The following is a 22,860-nucleotide window of genomic DNA, read 5'->3' as shown; positions in this document are numbered from 1 at the left end:
AAATAGCGATTACCTCTCTCTCAGCACATCTTTGCCCAGTTTACTTTTTTATTCCAAACGTAAACACATCTTGCCGCGAAGCATAAACGCTTATCACAACCTAAATTAAATCCATTAGCTTTTACCTACCTATTGAAGTTTTTTTATCAAAAAACTCATGTTATTCAGAAAAACGTTGTGAGAAAATTGTGATTTTACGCTCTCAAGTGCGTTAGAAGCAAGCACATCTCTCAGCTTATTACTTTTAATTAGTTTAATTAATTGGAGGGCAAGCGAGTCTGGACTTTTGGCATCAAAAAATAGCCCATTTTGATATTCTTTGATTAGGTCTTTGGTTCCCCCTGAGTATGCCCCTACGACAGGTAGCCCGGTAGCCATTGCCTCTATGGTCACCATGCCAAAAGTTTCTTGCCAAGAAGCCATGACAAACACATCTAAGCAGGCATAAGCCAAACTTGTATCCTCTACAAAGGGTTTGAAAAACACCAAATCTTCCAAGCCCAATTCATGGACTAAACTCTGCAAGTAAGGCAAATAAGTTCCTTCCTCTCCCTTAGTTTCTTCTCCAAAAAATGCTACATAAAAGGAAATACCTTTTTGTTTGATAATATGCAAGGCTTTGATAAGAAAATCCTGACCTTTTTGGCGGTCTATGCGTCCTACAATACCTACTATCAAGCCCTCCTCTGGCAGACGAAACATTTTTCTTGCTTCTGCTTTCGTGTATTTTTTATGGATAAACCTCTCTGTTTCTATGCAAAGAGGTATCAGTTCTATTTTTTCATTGGGTAATTGCGTATATCTTAGCACATTCTCAACTACGGTAGGTAAAGGCACAATCCAAGAGTCCAATTTTTGATACATGAAGTTGTGTAGCCAATCTTTCTTCTTTATCCCTATCATCATCTGTTGGAAGTATATTAGCCTCAATCCATGTTCTTTTCCTACCCACAGTTTAACCATTACCCCTGTAGCTATTTCATTTGACTGAGATAGAAATAAATATCTAATTTTGAGTGATTTAAGTGTTTTAACTATTCGGTAAGCAGCACTAAAATCGATAAACTTGATTTTTTGTTTGAAAGGATAAACAGCAATTCCTGCTTGTTGGGCTTGATGAGCTATCTTACTATAAGGTGGACAAAAAAGAATGACTTGTTTTCCTTCTGATTGAATCCATTTGAGCATCTTTAAGATGTTCATCTCCAACCCTCCCCATGAGTTAGAGTTACATAGAAACGCAAGGTTTGACATTTTTAGATAAATTTAGAGATAATTAGATTTAGCCTTGCTTAGACGTAATAAAAAGAGGAAGGGTTTAGAATCTGTTTGGAAATTTTTATAAATTTTAGCATTAGTCTAATCATAGAAATAAGGATAGATGCTTCTGCTGAAATTGTAGTAATTTCATAGTCTTTAGCTAACCTCCCTGTTCCTTCCCACCGAGCCAAAGTTCTTTTAACTATCCATTGCTTAGGCAAAACTTCAAAATCTACTTGCTTTTATTTTTTATTATACTCAAAATAAAATGGTTTTTCAATCCCTTTCTCTTGCAGAGAAAGGGACTTTGGTTTTCTGACACTTTTTGTGGAGTTAGCCAATGAACAATACTACATCTAACTTTAAGCACGTATGGCTATCATCTTAGTAGAAAAGAGTAAGCCCAACCCACCTACAGCAAATATTTGTGCGCTGTCAGTTCCTCAGAACTGACAAGAACGGAACAGCATCACTAAAATACATCTCTATAATGCAATAACATAGACTTCACAAAAGCAAGGCTGTTCCGTGAGATAAGTAGGTGATGGTGCTGTTGTTTGTGTCCTACAAATAACCCCGCAATATTTTCCAAAGTATTGGCTATCTATCGCTGTTTGCGTATTTCTAACAACTCAACATCAAAAATAAGGATAGAATTGGGTGGAATAGTTTTAATGCTGCTGGTAGAACTTCCACAAGGAGAACCGCAGCTACCATATCCTAAAGTAGAAGGGATAAAAAGAACACCACGCTCTCCTACACTCATGTTAGCTACGCCAATGTCCCAGCCTTTTATTACTTGGTTAGTTCCTATTCTAAATCGGAAAGGTTCTCCTTTGAATCTACTGCTATCAAAAACATAGCTGTAGATAATATTTCCTGTGTAGTGTACAAAAACAGTATCTCCGTTGGAGGGTTTACTGCCTAACCCTTGTTGTAGTCTTTGATAATAAACCCCAGAGGAGAATTTTTCTGCATTGATTCCCTTATCAGCCAGATATTCCCTGATAATCATGTCTTCTCTATTAGCTAAGGCTTCCGCATCTAAAGCACTCTTTGTTTTGCAAGAACCCAACAAAGCAAGGCAGGTAATCAAACTAATAGCTATCAGGCTAATAAATTTCATAATATAAAATATTTATAATGATTATCTTTTTATTCCACATTTGTAACTTCTATTTCAAATACTAAAGGGTCAAACGGTCTGATAAGTTCTCCCCTCCCTCTGTCTTGGTAAGCCAAATGAGAAGGTATGACCAATATTCCTTTTTCTCCTTTTTTCATAAGGCGAATCCCTATATCTAAACCTTGAATGACCGCTCCTGTACCTATTGCAAAAGAAATATTACCACTATCAAAAGTTTTTCCATTTAGTAGCAAACCTTTATAAGATATACTTACTCTATTGCCCGTTCTGATACGAGTACCCTCTGCAACTGACAGTAGATTGCTGTAAAAAACACCGATAGTATCTTTGGTAAGGGTAAGATTTTTTTGCGTAAAGTAATTACTTATCTGTTGGGCTTCCCAAACTTTTTGCTGTTCATCATCTCTAAGACTATTGAGTTTAACTTCTGCAATCAAAATGGCATTAGCAGGTACATTTACCCCGTTAATAGTACCAGAACCTTGCCCAAATGCTCTATCAGAAGGAATAAAAAAGCGTCCACTTCCTCCTTCATTAAGGAGCGAAGTTGCTTCTAAAAGTCCATTAATAGAAATACCATTTTTAAAACGAAATGTAAAGTCTTTTTCTGTAATAATCTTTACTCCATCTAATAAAAATATATCCGTATCTATGTTAGCAATCTCCTCAAGCGAATTTGGCTTTTTTCCTGTTCCTTGTTGTGTAATTACATAATATAGTCCAGTAGGCGAACGAGTAGCATTAATGTTGTTCTGATTGAGATATGCCAGAATTTTCTGCTCGTCTTCCTGCTGTTGGTTTAAAAAAGAATTTTCTGATTTCAAACAAGCACTTAAAGAAACAAGTACAAATAAATAAACAAAGTATAAACCGTTTTTTTTCATATCTTTTAAAACTTTTTGCCCAATACGTAAACAAATATGAATAGGTTGCTTTGTAGCAAACTTTTATAAGGCATGTATAGCCTTATAAAAGTTGAGTGCTAAGAGGTTTATTGATTTGCGTCTTTAATCTCTACTAATTCGATGTCAAACCTAAGTACAGAGAAGGGAGGAATAGACCCGCCTGCTCCTTGCGCTCCATATGCTAAGTGAGAAGGAAGAATCAGGGTAGCCTTCCCTCCTTTGGCAAGTAAGCCAACGCCTTCATCAAATCCTTTAATCATAGCCCCTGTATTGAAAGCGAAAGATAGAGGGTCTTTCCCCTCAGATGAATCGAATACCTGCCCACTAAGTAAAGAACCTTTGTAATGTACGCTTACCTGCTCGCCATTCTTAGGCTTATTGCCATTACCTGTAGCGGTAATGACGTAGTACAATCCCGAGGCGGTTTTAGTAGCTTTGAGGTTGTTTTTCTTCACATAATCTTTGATGATTTGGTCGTCTATGCTTTTCTGTGCCTCTGCTTTCTTTTCCATTTCTTTTTGTTTCTTTTCGTTCTCTTTTTGAGCATCGGCTTGGTATTCATCTCTTGACTGTATTTTGACGATTTTAGCGGTCAATTTTACCCTGCTTTTTGCATCAACAAAAGGAGGCAACTGTCCTTGGAACAGAACATCAGCACTTATATCAAATGCAATACTATCGTTAGGGGAAACGATAGCGAGTGTTTTATTAATAGAGTCAATAGCAGAAGTGTTGTATTGGGTAGCGAAAGGCACCCCTTCCGTGTAGGTGCTTCTGATGAGCGTATCTCTGCCATTGCTCTTGGCATACATCAGGAGGTGCATAGAAACAATGTCTCCATTTTGAGGTTTTCTACCATTATTTTTAATAAAATGTGTATAGCTAAAATTGTCATCTCTTTGCATTTCCTCCATTTTTTTCTGCTGCTCTTTTACATATTCGTCATTTGAGAGTATTTTTAATATTTTAGCTACTATGCGAGCCTCGCTCCCTGCATTGACAAAAAATGGTCTTTGTCCTCTGAATAAAGAATCGGCATTCATGTAAAAAGTAATACTATCTCCCTCGGATACCATCCTCATTCCTTTGACAATAGGGTCAAGGGAGGCTGTATCATAGGTCAGATTAATTGGCATGGAGGTATATGTATTTCTTAGCAAGGTGTCTTTTTCTTTGCCTGTTTGGTCGAGTGTCTTAGCAAAAAGTTTAAAATTAAGGCTAATATTATCACCTTGTTTGGGTGTTTTCCCGCCATTTTTCAAATGATACTCATACTCTAAGCCAAAGTTAGTTTTTTGCCTACCTTGGTTGCAGCTAACTACCAAACCTATGATAAGTAGCATGAATGATGAAAAAAGTAACGATTTACTGAACTTCGTAAAACAATTAAAGTATTGATTTGATTTCATGAGTTTTATTCTATGTATGATGAATGATTAATAACCAATTTGAAAATTTATTTTTAAACACTGATTAACTGCTCTTTATAATTTGGTAAGATGCTAACAAACTGCTGGACTACCTCTTCTAACTTAGCGTTATTTACGCGACCTCCTGCTGCATTTTTATGTCCTCCGCCGCTAAAATGGATACGAGCCAAATCATTCACGGAAAAGTCACCAATAGACCTGAAGGAAAGTTTGATTTTGTCTATGTCCTCAATGAGAATGGCGGCAAAGATGATTCCTTCCAAAGAAAGAGCATAATTTACCAAACCTTCTGTATCGCCTGTCTGGTAATAATGATTTCGCAAATCAGCAGAACTAAGTGCAAAATAAGCGGTGCGATATTCTCTCAGGATAGTAAGTCGCTCTTTGAGAGCAAAACCTATCAGACGAAGGCGGTTTTCTGAATTGGTATCATAGATATAGTGATGAATTTTAGAATGATTAATCCCAATATCTATAAGTTTGGCTACTATACGATGTATTTTGCTACTTGTGCTTGGGTATTTGAAAGAGCCTGTATCTGTTAAAATACCTGCGTAGATACATTCTGCGATAGGAATATCTATCAAAGCCTCATCTCCCATAAGCAAAATAAAATCATAGACCAACTCTGCGGTAGCGGCAGCCTCAGGTTTCCATAGCTCAAACTGGGCAAATGCTTTTCTATCTATGTGATGGTCTATCATTACCTTGATAGCAGAAGCCTGAGATACCCAAGTATCCAAGGGGGCTATTCTTGCCAAATCTGAATAATCTAAACAAAATATTACATCTGCTTGTAAAATAATCTGTTTGCATATAGTTTCCTTGTATGATTCACACATTAGCACGCTCTCATTCTCAGGCATCCAAGCTAAAAACTGAGGATAATCTGTGGGTGAGATAACTTGCACTTCGTGTTGAAGTTTATTCAAATACCCTTTCAGAGCCAAGCAAGATCCCAAAGCATCTGCATCAGGCTTTTGGTGAGGAATAATGACCACTTTCTTAGGAGAGGACAATATTCGCTTGAGTTCCTCTATGTTTTGCATTGCATATTTAATCCTAAAATTCTTACAAAATTATAAAATTATTAGATAAGTCAGTTTAAACCTCCAAAGAAGGAAAGGTCTTAGCAATATTTAACATAATATTTTTTAGGTATTTGCAACATTAGCAGGGAAATTGCGTCTTTGCTTTTGTAAAAGTACATTTCTTATTCCTATGATTATCACTGAAATTTTATTTATATCCTTTTTAATCTTTGTGCTTACAAGGATTAACTCTAAGACCCAACCTAAAGATTAAAGATTATTTCAGGTGAGGTAATATCGAATTGCCAATCTACTTAGAGGGAACTTAAATAGTTAATTGCCTTTATCATTGTTTCTGTGTCTATGCTGTGAACTTCTAAGCCCTTACCTAAACGTTCCAAAAGCATAATAGTAAGTTCCCCTCCTAAGTGTTCCCTGAACTCTTGAAGTCCTTTGATGATAAGGTGTTCCCCATGCACTACCAAATCCAGTGCGGGGTGATAAACCTCAAATCCTAAATCTTTGAGCAGATGAATCACTTGCTTCCACTCTGCTTCTGTAAGCAACCCTTTTAAAAAGGAATAAGTAGTATCTAAGGCTATGCCTATAGCTACTGCTTCTCCATGCTTGATTTGGTGATGGGTCAGTTGTTCTAACTTATGAGCTGACCAATGCCCAAAATCTAAGGGACGCGAAGAGCCCATCTCAAAGGGGTCGCCGCCTGCGATATGCTGAATGTGCATTTCTGCACAACGATAGATAAGTTTTCTCATCGCTTCCATATTGCGATGGTTGAGCAAAGGCACATCAGCCACAATCTGGTCAAAAAAGGTTTTATCTTTGATAAGTGCTACTTTGATAGCCTCAGAAATGCCTGCACGCCAGTCCCTTATATGCAAAGTAGTCAAGAACGAGGCATCATTGATGACTGCCTGAGGGGGTTTGAAAGTTCCTGTGAAGTTCTTTTTCCCAAAGGTATTAATGCCATTTTTTACCCCTACGCCAGAGTCGTTCTGCGACAGTACTGTGGTAGGAATCCTAATGTGCTTAACGCCCCTGTGAGCAATCGCTGCCGCAAAACCTACCATGTCTAAGACTGCTCCACCGCCAATAGCTACTATGTAAGAGTGCCGACAAATACCATAGTCATTGACCGCTTGCAGAATCTTTTTGACCTCTATGTCGCTATTTTTCACTGCTTCCCCGCCTTGTACTATCCATATTTCCCCTCTCAAGTCTAATACTGCATGGTATTGGTGGCAGTACTGCTCGATTTGAGTTGGTAGATAGGGGTGTGCTTGGGCTACTCCATCGTCTATGATAAAGAAAAGTTTTCTTTTGCCCTGACTTCCATCCTCTGCTATGACTTGTTTAAAAAGCTCATTGTCAATAGAAAAGACATTTTCAGTAAAATAAGTTTTGTATTCAAATTTGACGGTGAAAGACTGTAATATAACTGACATAACTAAGGTATATTGCTAATGATGTTATTTGAGAACTCAAAGTTATGCAAAAAAGTTGGATTGAGTGGAAAATAAAAATACCTATTAGGCATAGATGTACCCAATAGGTATCAAAGTGAATTTACAAGTAGATTTTTAAAGAATAATACTTAGTGTGTAATCACAGGCTCTAATTCTGCTGCTTGCTTGATGAAACCTTCTACCATGCTAAGCGAGGGAATTTGGTTTACTAAGTTTTTTTCGTTGTTTACCTCTATCATCTTAGCGTGCAAGTTTTCTGCTTTTCGGTGCTTTAATTCTTTGACTGTATCTACGCCTGCGGCGTGGAGCAGCTCAGCATATTGCGAACTTACTCCTTTGATTCTAAACAAATCAGCCATATTCACCCAGCTTAAAATCCTGCTTTCATCTATGCCTGTGTCCTCAGCTAATTTTTCTCTACCTTTTTTAGAAGCCCCTGTTTCAAGCAATTTTTCTACAGTTTTCACTCCTACTTTTTCCAATTTTTCAGCATAAACGGGTCCGATGCCCTCGATATCAATAATTTTATACGCCATAGTTTGTAAAAATTTTGTTTTGGTTAATAGTTTGCACTTTCTAATACACTTGCTAATATAAAAAATTTCTTACACTACTCTATATGGGAAAGTTTTTTTTTCTAAATACAAGGGGATTTCTACCTAAGCTGGGTTATTTTATTTAGGTAAGAAAATGGTAAACTTGCTACCTTTCCCATAGGCACTCTCTACATTGATGGTGCCATTGAGTTTATCTAAGGCGTTTTTAAGAATATAAAGCCCTAATCCAGAGCCTTTTGAGCTTTCTGTACCTCTAAAAAACATATTAAAAATTTTGTTTTGGTACTGCTCAGGAATACCCTCGCCGTTATCAGCTACTATGATTTTGATATTGCCAAAATCCGTTTCCTCTATAAAGATTTCTACAAAAGAGTCCACGCGATTCCTTGCATAATTAACCGCATTCTCTATCAAGTTTTGTAAAATAATACGCAAAAGCCCTACATCGCTACGTACCTCTCGCTTGACGCTAATATGTGTTTTAAAATCAATTTGAGAAAATTTTGGCAGGTCTTTGACCGTAGAAATACAGTCTTTGACTAAGGCTGAGAAATCTACCGTTTCTTTGAAAATTTCTGATTCCTTGATTTTGGTAATCTCCATAAGATTAGTAATGATATTATCTAACTGATTAACAGTTCTTTCCATATTTTTGAGGTAAGCCCCTATAGAGGGCTCTTGTGCCTCTAATTTTACAATGGAGTTTAATCCTTTGAGGGTAGCTACGGGACCTCTTAGGTCATGAGGAGTGCGATAAAGGAAGGTATCTAATTCATTTTTCTTGAATAACAAGTCTTCTTGAATTTTTTTGAGTTCTGAAATATTCTGCACAATACCAAGAATATATTTGGGCTTTTCATTAATATCTCTCACCAGCGAAATCGTTACTAAAGCCCAAACGATATGTCCGTCTTTATGCACATAACGCGTTTCTGCTCTGAAACTTTCCAACTCTGCTTTAGCTACTTGGTCAAATACTTTTTCTGCCTCTATGAGGAAATCAGGCTGTATGATTGTCCACAATCCTTTGTTTTTTAACTCCTCAAGCGAGTAGCCAACCATCGCGCTGAAAGTGTCATTGCATTGGATAATGTTTTTGTTGAGGTCTAATTGGAAAATCCCTGCTGCGGCTTGCTCAAATACCGACCTAAAATTGCGTTCGCTTTCTACTAAGGCTTTCTCTGCTTCTTTGCGAGCTGCAATACTTTGGGCATTGAACACCACTCTGTCTATGACTCCATAATCATTGGTTACGGGATAGTAAGTAACTTCGTACCACTGCTCTCTTCTTTCAGGGGTAAGTAGCCTTTTCTCATAAGTAACTACCTCTCCTCCAAGTGCTTTGATAAAATTTTCTGAAAATTCTGCAAACCCCCATGCGTTCATCTGCTCTAAGACCGAATCACCTCTTTCCAGAATAAAACCTGTGGTTTCTTTGGCGTTCTCGTAAGCTAACTTATTGAATCCCTCTATCTTATAATTTTTATCAATGAGGTAAAAAATCTGACGGCTGCTATTAAAAGTAGCCCTTAAATTAGCCTCTGATTCTTTGAGGGCTAACTCTGCTTGTTTGCGTGCTGTAATATCAGTAGTAAAGCCTTCTAATTGAATAGGATATGTGCGTGAAGTTCCATAATACGGCTTGATATGGGATTGCACCCATTTGACTTGATTGTCTATGGTGTAAACTCTGTATTCCAGATGTGCCTCCTTGCCTGCTTGGGTAGCCTGCTGTAGTGCCGCTTCAAAAGCTGGACGGTCTTCCAGATGCACTATGGACTGCAAACTCCCCCTATATTTGATAAAGTCCGCTACGCTGTAGCCCAAGATTTTCTCAAATGCAGGAGAAAGGAGGGTTAGTTTTTTCTTAGCAATATCATAAGACCAGAAAATTTCGTCTAAAGTATCAAAAATATTTTGTAGCTGTTCTTTCGTATGCCTTACTTCTATTTCTGCTTTTTTGCGTTCAGAAATGTCCAAAGCCCCAAACACTACGTACTCTACTTGTTGGTGGCGAGAAAAAACAGGTGTGTAAATAACGTCTATCCAAATATCCCGTTTTTTAGCCGTGAAACGCCGCTCTGCACGAATAGTACGTCCACTAAAAGCTTGCTGAGATGCTTCCCAAAAATATTTTTTTTCCTCTTCGTTCATAGCTTGCAAAATATCATCTCGCTCTTTTAAGTCCAAACCTGATATTTTATAATAGTCTGCGTGAGCTTTCCTATTGATACGCACTATTCTAAAATTGCGGTCATACACCACAATACTAATCAAATTACTGTCAAAAATAGCTTGGAGATTTTGCTGGGATTCAAAGAGCGCGTTCTGTGTGTGGTTAAGCTCTTCTAAGTTTTGTTGAAGTTCCTCATTTTGTGCATTGAGTTCTTCTGTAAGAAGTTGCTCTTGGGCGAGCATATTCTCTATTTTCTGTTCTGCTATTTTGCGGTCGGTAATATTGATAGCACCGTAGCATATCCCCAATACTTTTCTTTCCTTGTTATGTATAGGAGAGATAGTAATGTCAAACCAATATGTTTTTTGGTCTGTTTTCGCTTTGACCTCACTTTCTGTGTGTATGACCTTACCTTGTAATACTTCTTGCAGTTGTTTGACAATAGCTTCCTTGTTAGATTGCAATACAATATCACCTACATAGTCTCCTATATTCATTGTTTTTTCAAAATACAAATGTCTAATTTCCACTGCCTTTTCATTCATAGCTCTAATACGCAAATCAGTATCCATAATTACTAATGCGTAAAAACTACTGTCAAAAATTGCCTGAAGTAAGTCCTCAGAGCCAGCAAAATCATTTGATAGCATGTTATTGTTCTCCTTATCAGTTATTTTATTACGCCAATTGCCATTTTCAGCTTGTTAATTCTTAGTTTATTTTGATTTGAATGTATAGGATTGTATGATATTTTTATTTAGACCTTTCCCCAATAATTCTAATTATGCTTTATTAAGTTTGATTAAGGTACAAAGGAACAGACACAAAGACTTTTCTAAAAGGGTAATCTTATAGAACGCAAACATGGTAAAATTTTGTATAATTACAAGTGCATTTTTTGATTAAAACACAAAAAATAGCAAAAATCTTGCATAAGTGTAAATACTTGTTGTTTTAGTACAAAAACACCTATCCATAAAATGAAGTTTGTATAAGCAGAACTTTTTAAATTTCAGAAGGTTTATCAAATCATTTGGGGGAAATCAATATCTTTGCTAAATTTGACATGCTATAACCAAAATCTTTTACACCTGAGAGGTTTCACAAATTTGTCAGGTATGATTATAAAATACAAGGTAAATATGGAAAAATCAAGAAGAAAATTTCTCAATGATGCAGTAAAAATAAGTGCAGGAACGAGTTTGCTCACGCTTTTGCCTGCTGACCTGCTGGCGGCAAAGAAAAAAATAAGTGCCAATGACAAGGTAAGAATAGGGTTGATTGGCTGTAAAGGGCAAGGCTGGTCAAATATGAATGCACACTTCAAAATCCCTGAGATAGAATGTGTAGCACTTTGCGATGTGGACAAAAGCGTGCTTGACCAACGCACAGCTGATGCAGAGAAAATACAAGGGAAGAAACCTAAGCAATATGACGATTACCGTAAACTATTGGACAATAAAGACATAGACGCAGTCATTATCGGCACACCAGACCATTGGCACGCTCTCCAAATGATTCATGCTTGCGAAGCGGGCAAAGACGTTTTTGTAGAGAAACCTGTGGCAAATACTATAGAAGAATGTCAGCTTATGGTAGCTGCTGCAAAGCGGTATAAAAAAGTGGTGCAAGTAGGGCAGTGGCAGAGGAGTGGTTATCATTTTGATAATGCTATCAAATATGTACAATCAGGAAAACTTGGACAGATTCGCTTGGTAAAAACTTGGGCATATCAGGGTTGGATGAAATCCGTACCGGTTGTACCAGACTCTGACCCTCCTCCTGGCGTGGACTACAATATGTGGCTTGGTCCCGCTCCCAAGCGAAGATTCAACAAAAATCGCTTTCATTTTACTTTCCGATGGTTTTGGGATTATGCAGGTGGCTTGATGACCGATTGGGGAGTTCACCTCATAGACATTGCTTTAGCAGGTATGAACGCCTCTGTGCCTCGCTCAGTAGTGGCTTTGGGAGGAAAGTTTGCCTATCCTGATGATGCAGCAGAAACTCCAGACACCTTGCAAGCTGTTTACGAATTTGATAAGTTTAGCATGATTTGGGAACACGCTGTAGGCATAGACGGCGGTAACTACGGAAGAAATCATGGTATCGCTTTCATCGGGAATAATGGCACTTTGGTAGTCGATAGAGGAGGTTGGGAAATCCTGCCAGAGGTCAATAACGATGACAGAAAAAACATTGTTTATAAAATGGAGAAACTTCCTTTCCAGCCTCAAGGAGGTGGATATTTGGACGAACATGCCAAAGATTTTATCAACTGTATCAAAACCAGAGGTACGCCCAAATGTAGTATAGAAATAGGGGCGCATGTGGCTACTGTCTGTCAAATGGGAAACATTGCTTTTAAAACAGGTAGGCGAGTCTTTTGGGATTATACTAAAAATGAATTTGTCGCAGACAGCAAAGCAAATGAGTTGATGAAGTCCAATTACCAAAACGGTTGGAAATTGCCCAAAGTATAAGCTTTATCAGTATAAAATTTATGCAAAACATTGATTATTGGATATATAATCAATCTTCTTACGGACTTGCTGAACTTGCTGACAACTCCATCAGTGCTTTAGTTACCGACCCTCCTTATGGTATTTCATTTCAAAATAGCTATTGGGACAGGGACTTGCCCGATAAGCAGATTTGGACAGATAGCTTACGAGTCTTGAAAAGTGGAGGGTTTGGTTTGGTTTTTTCCTCTATCCGCTTGATGCACAGGCTAATGGTGAGCTTAGAAGATAGTGGCTTTCTCATTAAAGATGTACTTTTTTGGGCATACTTAAATGGCATGCCTAAGAGCAGGGACATAGCCTTAGACATTGATAAGGAATTAGGAGTAGAGAGCAAAGTTGTGGGGCAGTATACCTATGTGCAGGGCTATAAAAAAGGAGGGGCAGAAGACTACTATGCCAAAGAAGGTAAAAATAAGCACGAACCAACTTCTAAAACTGCCTTGAAATACAAGGGCGCTGGTTTAGGAATCAAACCTGCTTATGAGCCTATTATATTGATACAAAAGCCTTTGGAAAAAGGCTTGACAGTAGCTAAAAACATCATCAAGCACCAAGTAGGCGCATTAAATCTGGAAGAAACCCGTATCCCCTACGAAGAAGGCGAAGGGAAGGTAGGGCATAATCCACACCCCAAAGGCAGAGTAACTGCCAATATTTTAAGAACAGAAGAACTCAATGACGGTTATGACAAGTTTTTCCTTGTCCCCAAAGTACGCCAACACGCTGAGGATTTTAATATTCACCCTACTAAAAAACCCACTCACCTAATGAGCCATTTGGTCAAATTAGTAAGTTTTGAGGGGCAGACGGTCTTAGACCCATTTATGGGGAGCGGAAGCACAGGAGTTGCCTGCATAGAAAACAATCGACAATTTATTGGTTATGAATTAGATAAAACTTATTTTGATATTGCTCAAAAAAGATTAGAGATAGCAAAACATCAGTTTGTCTGCTAAGCAGCATACCATTATGCCTTATTCTAAAATGTTAAAAATACTTCTTTATGTTTTGGGAATACATAAAATAATTTTTATTTTGCAGGAAAGAAAAATCATTTCCCTAATTTTGTAAGGGAAAATAGCAAATTCCCCTTTAGAATATATTTGCACGAAGTTATCGCAGACATTTGGTTGATTACTAATGAAAATAAGATTCCTTTTCATATCCCTTTTTTTATCTGTTGTTTTTTTCAACAATTCATTTTTATCTGCTCAAAACCGCATCATTACAGGCAAGGTCAGAGATGATAAAGGCAAACCCTTGCAAGGAGTAGAAGTTACGATAAATGATAGTGTGAGCCTTACTTCTAACGCCAAAGGAGAATTTAATACACTTGCACTCAAAGGGGCTAAACCACAAAAGGTAAGAGCTTTAAAAAAAGGATATAAGCTAAAAAAATGGGATTTAGCAGGCGACGAAATCCAAATCTCCCTATATTCTTCTAATAATTTTCTTACAGGTAAACTCTTAGGCAACCAAGGGCAAATCGTGAGAAATATCGCTGTTTCATTGGCAGGAGTAAGTGAAGTCAGCCCTGTTTTTACCAATAATAACGGGGAGTTTATCATGGATCTGCCCCCTCAGATAGAACCAAATGAGAATATTAAGTTTGATATAGAAGGAGTTATCATAGGGAATGAAAGCTATACTTATGATAAAAGTAGAGGTTACTATACTATCAAGTCTGCCATAACGCACAGCGGTTCGGAAAGTAGCCATATCGATGATAAAAGCAACCCCCAACTCTTTAGTGTAACGGTTTTGTTCCAAGAGGATTATTCTCCTATAAGCAATTTAAAAGTCAAAGTAGAGGAAAAAGAATATCAAACTGATAAAGAAGGAAGATTTCAAGTAGTAACTTCTGATATTCATGTAGATAAATTTAAAATTAATGGATTTGAGATTAGCAAGTTCAATGTAGATGCCAACGGGAACTATGTATTCTTGGTGATTCGCGCCAAAGATTCTGAAAATGCTACTAAGGTAGAGATAATACCTGCACAAGTAAAACTTGATTCGCTAATTTTAGATTATCGTGCTGATTTTAAGAAGGTAATTAATGAATTGGAGTTCAAAAAGCAATTCCTTATGGAAAAAAGCACGGTGATTCGTGGGGAAATGGAATCTATTGCTCAAAAACTCAGAAATGAAAAAGAAATTAGTCCTGACCAACGCTCTGCATTGAAAGTATATCTGAGGAATTTAGAAGATGCTCTCATTGAGAATGATAGTACCTTTGAGGCACTACAAGACCAGTCTAACAAGGTAGTAGAAGAACTAAGGAAAATTATTCTTGAGCAAAGTGAAAGAATTAAAAAAGAAGACCAAAAACTTCATATTTTAGAAATAGAACTTTATGTAGCTATTATCGCAGGGATAATTCTCTTAGGGTTGGTGGTAGGATTTTATTTTCTATCTAAGCGTCTTCGCAAACAAAAAGAAGAAATACAACACGCCTACGAGAACATTAAGAATATCAGTAGTATAGGGCAAAAAGTAACCTCTACTTTGGACTTTCGTACTATGGTACAAACCGCCAATTCTAACATGGCTTCTTTGATTCACTCCTCTTTCTTTGGTGTAGGGATTTATGATGAGGCAGAGGCAAGAATCGAGTTTTTAGACTTTGTAAAAGGAGAGGCACAGCAAGACCACTTTGAGTACATGGACGAGGAGGACAAGTTTGGTGTTTGGTGTATCAAAAACAACCAGCCAGTAACTATCAATAACTTAGAAATGCAATATAGGAACTATTTTAAAAAACCAATTAAAATAGATGAGCATACCCCTAAGTCTATGATTTACCTACCGCTCACTTTTGAGAATAAGATATTAGGCGTAATTACTGCTCAAAGTCTGGAAAAAAATGCTTTTAATGACATAGACCTGAAAATGATGCAAACTTTGGCATCTTATGTTTCTGTTGCACTCTCTAATGCCAATGCTTACGATGTTATTAAAAGTAAAAATAAAAATATCACTGATAGTATTCGCTATGCCCAAACTATCCAAGAGGCTGTGATGCCTTCGGAAAGCCAGATGCGTACCTTTTTTGACGATTACTTTGTCATTTATAGAGCCAAAGACATAGTATCTGGCGATATTTATTGGCTCGGACACAATCCAATCATTACTGACGGAAGAACATGGACTTCTTTTGCACTGATTGATTGCACGGGACATGGCGTACCCGGTGGATTTATGTCAGTAATAGCAAGTTACTTGCTAAGTGAGGTAGAAACTTCATTGGTGGGTTTGAGTAAGAGAGGGGCTGATACTACCTATTACAAACCTGCACTTGTGTTAGAACAATTAGATGCACGCTTCCGAGAAGCACTCAAGCAGTACGAAAAGATGAACGATGACGGCATGGACGTAGCTTTTTGCACGATAGAAAAACTCTTGGACGGGCAAACCAAAATAGTATTTGCTGGTGCCAAAAGACCTCTTTTGTATTATAGACAAGATGAAGGCAAGTTGGAAATCATCAAAGGTGAAAAACGCTCAATCGGAGGGCAGTACAAAAAAGAACACCCTTTCCAAAACCACGAAATCATTTTGAATAAGGGAGATATGATTTTCCTTACTACTGATGGCTTTGCAGACCAAAACGATACAGAAAGACATCGCTTTACTTCGTCTAAACTTTCAGAAATTATCGAAGCCAATGCCTCTCTTAGCACAGAAGAGCAAAAGCAACGATTAGAGGAAATTTTAGATACACACATGAAAGATGTAGAACAACGAGATGATATTACTATCATAGGTATCAAAATGTAAGTGTTTTGCCGCTTATTACATCTGATAGGCTTTATTGGCATCTGGTTTATTTATTTCGCCAATAAAATATGAAAAAAAATGTACTTATTTTTATTCTTCTCTTCCCCTATATATCTTACAGTCAGCTCATTACCCAAACTATCAGAGGTAAAGTCATAGACAAAGCCTCTAATGAGGCGTTAGTAGGGGCGATGGTTTTCTTACCTCAAACCTCTCCTATGCTTGGAACAGCTACCGATGAGCAGGGAAATTTTCGCATCGAGAAAGTCCCTGTAGGCAGACACCTGTTGAAAGTCAAATTTGTAGGCTATGAAGACTTTGCTATCCCAGAACTCCAAGTAAATGCAGGCAAAGAAGTGATTTTGACCATAGAACTTACAGAATCACTCAAAGAAATGGATGCTGTAACAGTACTTGCAGAAACCTCCAAAAGCCAACCTTTGAACGAGATGATAGCCATTAGCGGGCGTACCTTCTCTGTGGAAGAAACTCAACGCTATGCCGCTGCCTTCAATGACCCTTTGCGCATGGCGGCTTCTTATGCAGGCGTAATAGCGGCTTCGGAAGCTAATAATCAGATAATTATTCGTGGAAACTCTCCTGTCGGCTTGCTTTGGCGATTAGAAGGCATTGATATTCCCAACCCTAACCACTTTGCAAGCGAAGGCTCCGCAGGCGGGGGTATTAGTATGTTGAGTGCGCAGGTCTTAGCCAATTCAGATTTTATGACTAGTGCCTTTCCCGCAGAGTATGGAAATGCTATCTCTGGCGCATTTGACTTGAAACTAAGAAAAGGCAATAACGAAAAACGCGAAATTACAACCCAAATTAGTGTCATAGGATTGGATATTGCCGTAGAATCTCCTCTTTCTAAAAACAAAAATGCCTCTTTTTTAATCAATTACAGGTACTCAACCTTAGGTTTAGTAAGCAAAGTAGTAACCTTGAGAAGTGGCTTGATTACTTTCCAAGACTTATCATTTAACCTTCATCTTCCCACGAAAACATTAGGAAGTTTCACTATTTTTGGATTGGGAGGTATAAGTCAGCAATTCGTACAGGCTGTAGCTGACTCTGCTCGTTGGAAACAAAATGGAAGTTTAAGGAATCAAAGAAGTTATGACTATCAAATGGGTGTCATCGGCTTTACCCATACTTACAATTTTCGCACTAATACCTACCTAAAAACAATGCTTGCCCTTTCTGACGGTGGAAATCAATTCATAGAAAAAAGGTACAATAACCGCTACGAACTCTTCGAAAACCGAAATAATAGATATTTTGAGCATAGGATTACTTTCTCAGCTATGCTCAATCACAAGTTCAATGCAAAAAGTACTTGGCGTTCAGGATTTTTCCTGAAAAATATAGGCTACGACTTGCTCAACCGCTCGCGTCCTGCGGAAAACCAACCTTTGAGAGATAATCTCTTAGAAAAAAATAGGGCAATGCTTTGGCAGTTGTATAGCCAATGGAAATACCGAATCAATGAAGCTATTACTTTTCAAACAGGGCTACATTTTTTATACTTTGGTCTTAATCAAAAATATACACTTGAACCAAGAGCATCTTTACGCTATGAAATAAGCCCTCAACATGCTATTACGCTGGGCTATGGCTTACATGCTCAGCATCACCCCATAGGAACTTATTTTGCTAATGTTCGAGCAAGCGACCGTTCTATCAATCAAGCCAATATTAATTTAGACTTTACCAAATCTCATCATTTCGTCTTGGGCTATGACTGGGTAATGAATGAAAATTGGCGAAGTAAGATAGAAACTTATCATCAATCTCTGTTTAATGTGCCTATTAATCCTAATCCTACAAGTACTTTCTCTATCCTCAATCAACTAAGTGGTTTTGTAACTGACTCTTTGGTAAATAAGGGGAAGGGTAGAAACTACGGATTGGAGTGGACTTTGGAAAGATTTTTTAGTAACAACTACTATTTTCTTTTTTCTTCTTCTTTGTACGAATCCAAATATACGACCGCTGATGGGAAAGAGCGAAATACTCGCTTCAACGGCAAATTTGCTCATAGCCTCACCACTGGGAAAGAATGGCTCTTAAACAAAAATAGGCAAGTACACACCTTAGGCATAAACCTTCGCATAGTCTATACAGGTGGCTTTCGATACACCCCTATCAACTTAGAAGCATCTCGCAGAGCAGGTAGGGAGGTAGGTTTTGCAGACAAGGTCAATGAGGCACAACTCCCTGATTACTTTCGCACAGACCTGCGTCTGAGTTGGAAAAAGGATAAGCAAAACTATTCTCGAACCTTTGCCATAGACATACAAAACCTCACCAATCGTGAAAATGTGTTTAGACTTTACTATGATAATAGCATCAAAGACATCAATACAGAATATCAGTTCCCTTTCCTACCTTATTTTTTGTATAAAGTTGATTTTTAAATAATTATCCGATTAAATAAAAATCTAATTTGGCAGAGTGTTCAGAAACTCCTTGCCAAACTTGTTAAAAGATAAAATAGCAAAATAATGTGGAAGTATTCAGAAAGTACATAAGACTTCTTTAGAAAGTATTTTTTATCGCCTCACCCCTGCCCCCTCTACTTCTGCTTGTGTTGTCTTCGTTTTCCATGATAGCAAGATACTGCCTGTTGAATAATTAAGTGAAGTTAAAGCGTACCTAAACAAAATAGGTTTTGGGGGAACGAAAAATAAAAGCCAATAAGCCAAGTTTTAACTTTTCCTACCTAAATCTTGGTTTTTCAAAGTAAATTTTGCTAAACTTACGATTCGTACTCTCACTCACAACAAATTTTCAACAAACCAATAAAAATATGTCCAAACGAACTATTTACGCGCTCTTGGTCGGCATTGATGACTATCCTATTGCCAGCCATAAACTCAATGGCTGTGTGAACGATGTGAACGCTATGCACGAATTTTTAGACTTTCGCTGTCAATCAGAAAATACTGAACTCAAAGTCTTGAAACTCTTAAACCACGAAGCCACTAAGGAAAATGTTGTCAAAGGTTTTTTGGAGCATCTTGGCTCGGCGACTCACCAAGATGATGCTTTTTTTTACTACAGCGGGCATGGAGCGCAGGAAGTTGCTCCCCCTGAGTTTTGGCAAATGGAGCCAGATAAACTCAATGAATCTATGGTTTGTGTGGACAGCCGTACAGAAAGCGGAGGCGTAGGTGATTTGGTAGATAAAGAGATAGGCTATTTGCTGTGGAAAGTCAGTGCCAAAAATCCGCGTATTTTGGTAGTCATGGATTGTTGCCACTCGGGTTCGGGAACGCGCAGTGCTGCCCCTTCTAAGGTGGAGTACACCACTCGCCAAATCCCTACAGCAAACAAGATGCGTAAAATCAATGAATATTTGGGCTTTAATGAAGGTTTTTACCAGATACGTGCAGACGGGCAAGTCATCATGAAGCGAGGGAACTACGTGGCTTTGGCAGCCGCACGCGCCAATGAGTTTGCCAAAGAAACTATACTGGACGGTCAAAAACGCGGTGCTTTTAACTTTTCTTTGATAGAAACTTTGAAATCTGCCAAAGGGGATTTGAGCTATGGGGATTTGATGTCCAAGGTGAAGGCAAAAGTCATTAGCCTTGTGCCTGAGCAAAACCCACAAATCGAGATTTGCGTACCTACGCAGATAGAGGGAGCAATGCAATTAGCAAGTTTGGACAATACTTTTTTAGGTGGTTTGCCTCCCAAAGAAGATTTTTTGAGGATTTATTACAGAGATGACGTAAAAAGTTGGGTGGTAAATATGGGGCAGATGCAAGGGTTGCCCAAAAACACCTCTCCTTCCGACCCCAATATTCTTTCTGTCTTCAATTTTGCTGATGCCTCTGGGAATAAGGAATATAAGTTGATGACTGATGAAAATAAAGGCAATGATGTAGCAAAGGCTATCATTACCAAAGTAGAAAAAGATTACAGCAAGATAGAATTTCAAGACCACCCCAAACGCACTCCTTTTTCTCCAGACCTCCATGCGATTTACAAGGCAAAATTAACGTCTTCTTCCGTCAAACCTACTTTGTTTTACATGGAAGGTTCAGAAGAGGACACCAAATATTTGAGAAACATGGTGGAAACTGATGGTGGAAGCCAGCCTTACGCCAAGTTTACAGACAATCCTGCCGAAGCCAAATACAGGGTAGTTGTTTCCCAAGACCAATTCACTAAGAAATATGAGTTTTTGCTCAACCAAGATGGGAAAAAAGTATGCAAAGATGTAAAAGGCAGACAAGTAGTTACTCCAGCCAACTCCATGCAGGTAGGAGAAGGTGCAATGGCACAGAAAGCATGGGCTTACATACAAACTATAGCAAAGTGGGAGAAAACTTTGGAAATGAGCAATCCTGATACTTCTTTTTCTGATAATGCAGTAGTAATAGAGGTTATAGATGCTAAAGAAATAGAAAAGAAAATTGAAGAACGAGTTACAGTGGACGTGTCTAATGGCTTAAATCTGCTTGCTAATCAAGCGTATGAAGGCATCATGCTTACCCCAGATATGTATTGGCGAGTGAAAAATAATACAGGAAAACAACTCTACTGCACAGCGATTTGGATGTCGCAAAACTTTGGGGCAGATATTACCAGCGAGGCAAGTTTACAAATTTTCAATCGTCCATTACCTCCAAATTCAAGTTTTGACATCTTAGATGGCTCACCAGTGAATTTGACGGTAAACGAAAACTTGCTTAGAGGAGGAGAATTTCAAGAAAAAATAGTGATTAAATTGATTTACAGCACAGAAGAATTTTCTCCTGATTTTGTAAAAAATATGACTTTAACTCCTCTGCCTTTCCCTGCTACACCTGACGAAGACTCAGCGACCAGAGGTTTGGTAAGAAAAGCATCAGGGGCGGATTGGTCAGTATTTAACTTATTCATTACCGTAACTCAACCCTCTCAGCCTCAAAAAGTTATGACAGGAAAACCTACAGGTTTGTTGGGTAAAAATAGCATTACCAGCAACTTCGCAGGGGGCATTGAGGTAGCTTTGGCAAGTCCACAACAGCAGTTTGCGACCAGAGATATAAGCCAAAAACCTAAAGACTTTGCTATTCCACAGGTTTTTAGAGAAAGTCCTCAATTCCAACCGATTAGCTTTAATAACTCTGATGGTGATACCACCGATTTAAGTATTTTGGAAGTAAAAGGCATTGCTAACTTGCAAAAAACAGATGAGAGCAAACCGCTTTTCAACCTCAAATTAGATGCTCAGGCAGAGGAAAGCGATGTGGTTTTCCCTATTACTTTTGATGGGGAATTTTTCTTACCTATCAAAGCAAGTTCGGAAGTAAACGAAAATGGAGAAGTGGTCGTAAGCGTGGACGACCTCCCCAAAGATGCAGCAGAACCCAAGATAGACCCCGAAACGCAAACCCGAAGCCTGACAGGTTCGGTCAAGATTTTCTTCCAAAAAGTAGTCAGTAAAAAGTTAGGACGAGAGTTCCAATATCCTTTGTTGGACATGGCAACCGACATCAGAGCAGATGGCTTCAAATATATGAGGCAACTTCACAGCGATAAAGATTATGGGTTTGTACTTGACAAAGTAGCTCGCGAAATAGAAACGAAAAAGAATATTGCTGTTTTTGTGCATGGCATCATTGGCGACACAGAAACCATGCCTCAAAGTTTAGTCTTGGCAAAAGACGACAAGGGCAATCCATTATTAGAAAAATATGATGCAGTTTTGACCTTAGATTACGAAAATCTCAACACCCCCATAGAGGCAAATTCTCAATTTTTCAAGGAACGTTTGGAGCATATCGGAATCAAAGCGGGACATGACAAAAACGTGCATATTTACGCACACTCTATGGGAGGTTTGGTCAGTCGATACATGATAGAAAACTTGCGAGGGGACGAGATAGTCAATCACCTCATTATGCTGGGTACGCCTAATGCTGGCTCGCCTTTTTCTGCCCTTAAAGATTGGATACAAATGGCTATTTCTATGGCAATGAGTAAGATAGCCTTGTTTGCATGGGCTACCGCTCCTATGGTTTTCCTTTTCAACAAAACCATGAAAGAAATAGGGGTTAGCCTCAAGCAACTCAATGGAAATGAGCCTTTTTTGCAGAACTTGGCAAAAACGGCACAACCCAAAACACCTTACACCATCATCGCAGGCAATACCAAACTCACTCCACTTTTGGCAGAAGGAACAGCAGAAAATGGGGCTTTGAAAAAACTCTTAGGCAAAATCCAAAGCAAAGTATTGGACGATTTCCTTTTTGGCTCGCCTAACGACATTGCAGTAAGTTTAGAAAGCATCAGGAGTGTAAAGTGGGTACAAGAAAGCGAAGTGATTTATCCTGCTTGCGACCACATGAGTTATTTTACTACTCCTGAAGGCAACAAGGCAATGGCTGAGGCGGCAAGTAGGGCAAGGTTTTTGTAAAACATTGCATGAGAAATAAAAAGGTTCTATGGTCTTAGTTATTAAGTAGAGTTCTTGTGAAAGTACCTATTTCCCCTCTCAGAAGGAGAGGGGCAGGGGGTGAGGCGATAAAGAAACACTTTCGCAAGAAGTTTATTGGTTAAAATCATA

At 38.3% G+C, this 22,860-nt stretch carries 13 protein-coding genes; 5 read left to right on the top strand and 8 right to left on the bottom strand.

Annotation, left to right across the window (positions count from 1 at the left end; all coding sequences use genetic code 11):
* Positions 1-129: 129 nt before the first annotated feature.
* From BM141_RS10075 to BM141_RS10040, 8 genes are all read right to left on the bottom strand, one after another.
* Entirely contained in the window at positions 130-1,254 is a 1,125-nt protein-coding gene (locus BM141_RS10075; RefSeq protein WP_091544806.1) for a glycosyltransferase family 4 protein, read from the bottom strand.
* 610 nt (positions 1,255-1,864) lie between these two features.
* The gene (locus BM141_RS10070) at positions 1,865-2,386 is read right to left on the bottom strand and encodes an FKBP-type peptidyl-prolyl cis-trans isomerase (protein ID WP_091544804.1); all 522 of its coding nucleotides are present in this window, start codon (positions 2,384-2,386) and stop codon (positions 1,865-1,867) included.
* A gap of 29 nt (positions 2,387-2,415) precedes the next feature.
* Positions 2,416-3,291 carry an FKBP-type peptidyl-prolyl cis-trans isomerase gene (locus BM141_RS10065; protein ID WP_091544802.1) on the bottom strand — a complete coding sequence of 292 codons (876 nt, stop codon included), beginning with the start codon at positions 3,289-3,291 and terminating at the stop codon, positions 2,416-2,418.
* 107 nt (positions 3,292-3,398) lie between these two features.
* The gene (locus BM141_RS10060) at positions 3,399-4,721 is read right to left on the bottom strand and encodes an FKBP-type peptidyl-prolyl cis-trans isomerase (protein ID WP_091544800.1); all 1,323 of its coding nucleotides are present in this window, start codon (positions 4,719-4,721) and stop codon (positions 3,399-3,401) included.
* Positions 4,722-4,774: 53 nt separating this feature from the next.
* Positions 4,775-5,791 carry a DHH family phosphoesterase gene (locus BM141_RS10055; RefSeq protein WP_091544798.1) on the bottom strand — a complete coding sequence of 339 codons (1,017 nt, stop codon included), beginning with the start codon at positions 5,789-5,791 and terminating at the stop codon, positions 4,775-4,777.
* Between the two features lie 296 nt (positions 5,792-6,087).
* Complete coding sequence (locus BM141_RS10050; RefSeq protein WP_091544796.1) at positions 6,088-7,236, bottom strand: 3-dehydroquinate synthase; 1,149 nt, start codon at positions 7,234-7,236, stop codon at positions 6,088-6,090.
* 149 nt (positions 7,237-7,385) lie between these two features.
* The gene (locus BM141_RS10045) at positions 7,386-7,793 is read right to left on the bottom strand and encodes a DUF4332 domain-containing protein (protein WP_091544793.1); all 408 of its coding nucleotides are present in this window, start codon (positions 7,791-7,793) and stop codon (positions 7,386-7,388) included.
* A 138-nt stretch (positions 7,794-7,931) separates the two neighbouring features.
* Positions 7,932-10,640 (bottom strand): PAS domain S-box protein, encoded by a 2,709-nt coding sequence (locus tag BM141_RS10040; protein WP_091544791.1) that lies wholly within the window; start codon positions 10,638-10,640, stop codon positions 7,932-7,934.
* 492 nt (positions 10,641-11,132) lie between these two features.
* On the opposite strand from BM141_RS10040, the gene BM141_RS10035 reads away from it, so the two are divergent.
* The 5 genes from BM141_RS10035 to BM141_RS10015 all read left to right on the top strand — a co-directional run bounded on the left by BM141_RS10035 (position 11,133) and on the right by BM141_RS10015 (position 22,710).
* Positions 11,133-12,473: a Gfo/Idh/MocA family protein gene (locus BM141_RS10035; protein ID WP_091544931.1), complete on the top strand. Its 1,341-nt coding sequence runs from the start codon at positions 11,133-11,135 to the stop codon at positions 12,471-12,473.
* Positions 12,474-12,493: 20 nt separating this feature from the next.
* Positions 12,494-13,471: a DNA-methyltransferase gene (locus BM141_RS10030; protein WP_091544929.1), complete on the top strand. Its 978-nt coding sequence runs from the start codon at positions 12,494-12,496 to the stop codon at positions 13,469-13,471.
* Positions 13,472-13,655: 184 nt separating this feature from the next.
* A complete protein-coding gene (locus tag BM141_RS10025; RefSeq protein WP_091544789.1) occupies positions 13,656-16,295 on the top strand; it encodes a SpoIIE family protein phosphatase in 2,640 nt (879 codons plus the stop codon).
* 68 nt (positions 16,296-16,363) lie between these two features.
* Positions 16,364-18,715 (top strand): TonB-dependent receptor, encoded by a 2,352-nt coding sequence (locus BM141_RS10020; RefSeq protein ID WP_091544787.1) that lies wholly within the window; start codon positions 16,364-16,366, stop codon positions 18,713-18,715.
* 392 nt (positions 18,716-19,107) lie between these two features.
* Positions 19,108-22,710, top strand: coding sequence for a caspase family protein (locus BM141_RS10015; RefSeq protein ID WP_091544785.1), 3,603 nt, complete (start codon positions 19,108-19,110; stop codon positions 22,708-22,710).
* The last annotated feature ends 150 nt before the right edge of the window (positions 22,711-22,860 follow it).

It is taken from the genome of Thermoflexibacter ruber, assembly GCF_900113045.1.
GTDB lineage: Bacteria > Bacteroidota > Bacteroidia > Cytophagales > Thermoflexibacteraceae > Thermoflexibacter > Thermoflexibacter ruber.
This window is presented reverse-complemented; position numbering and strand designations above follow the sequence as displayed.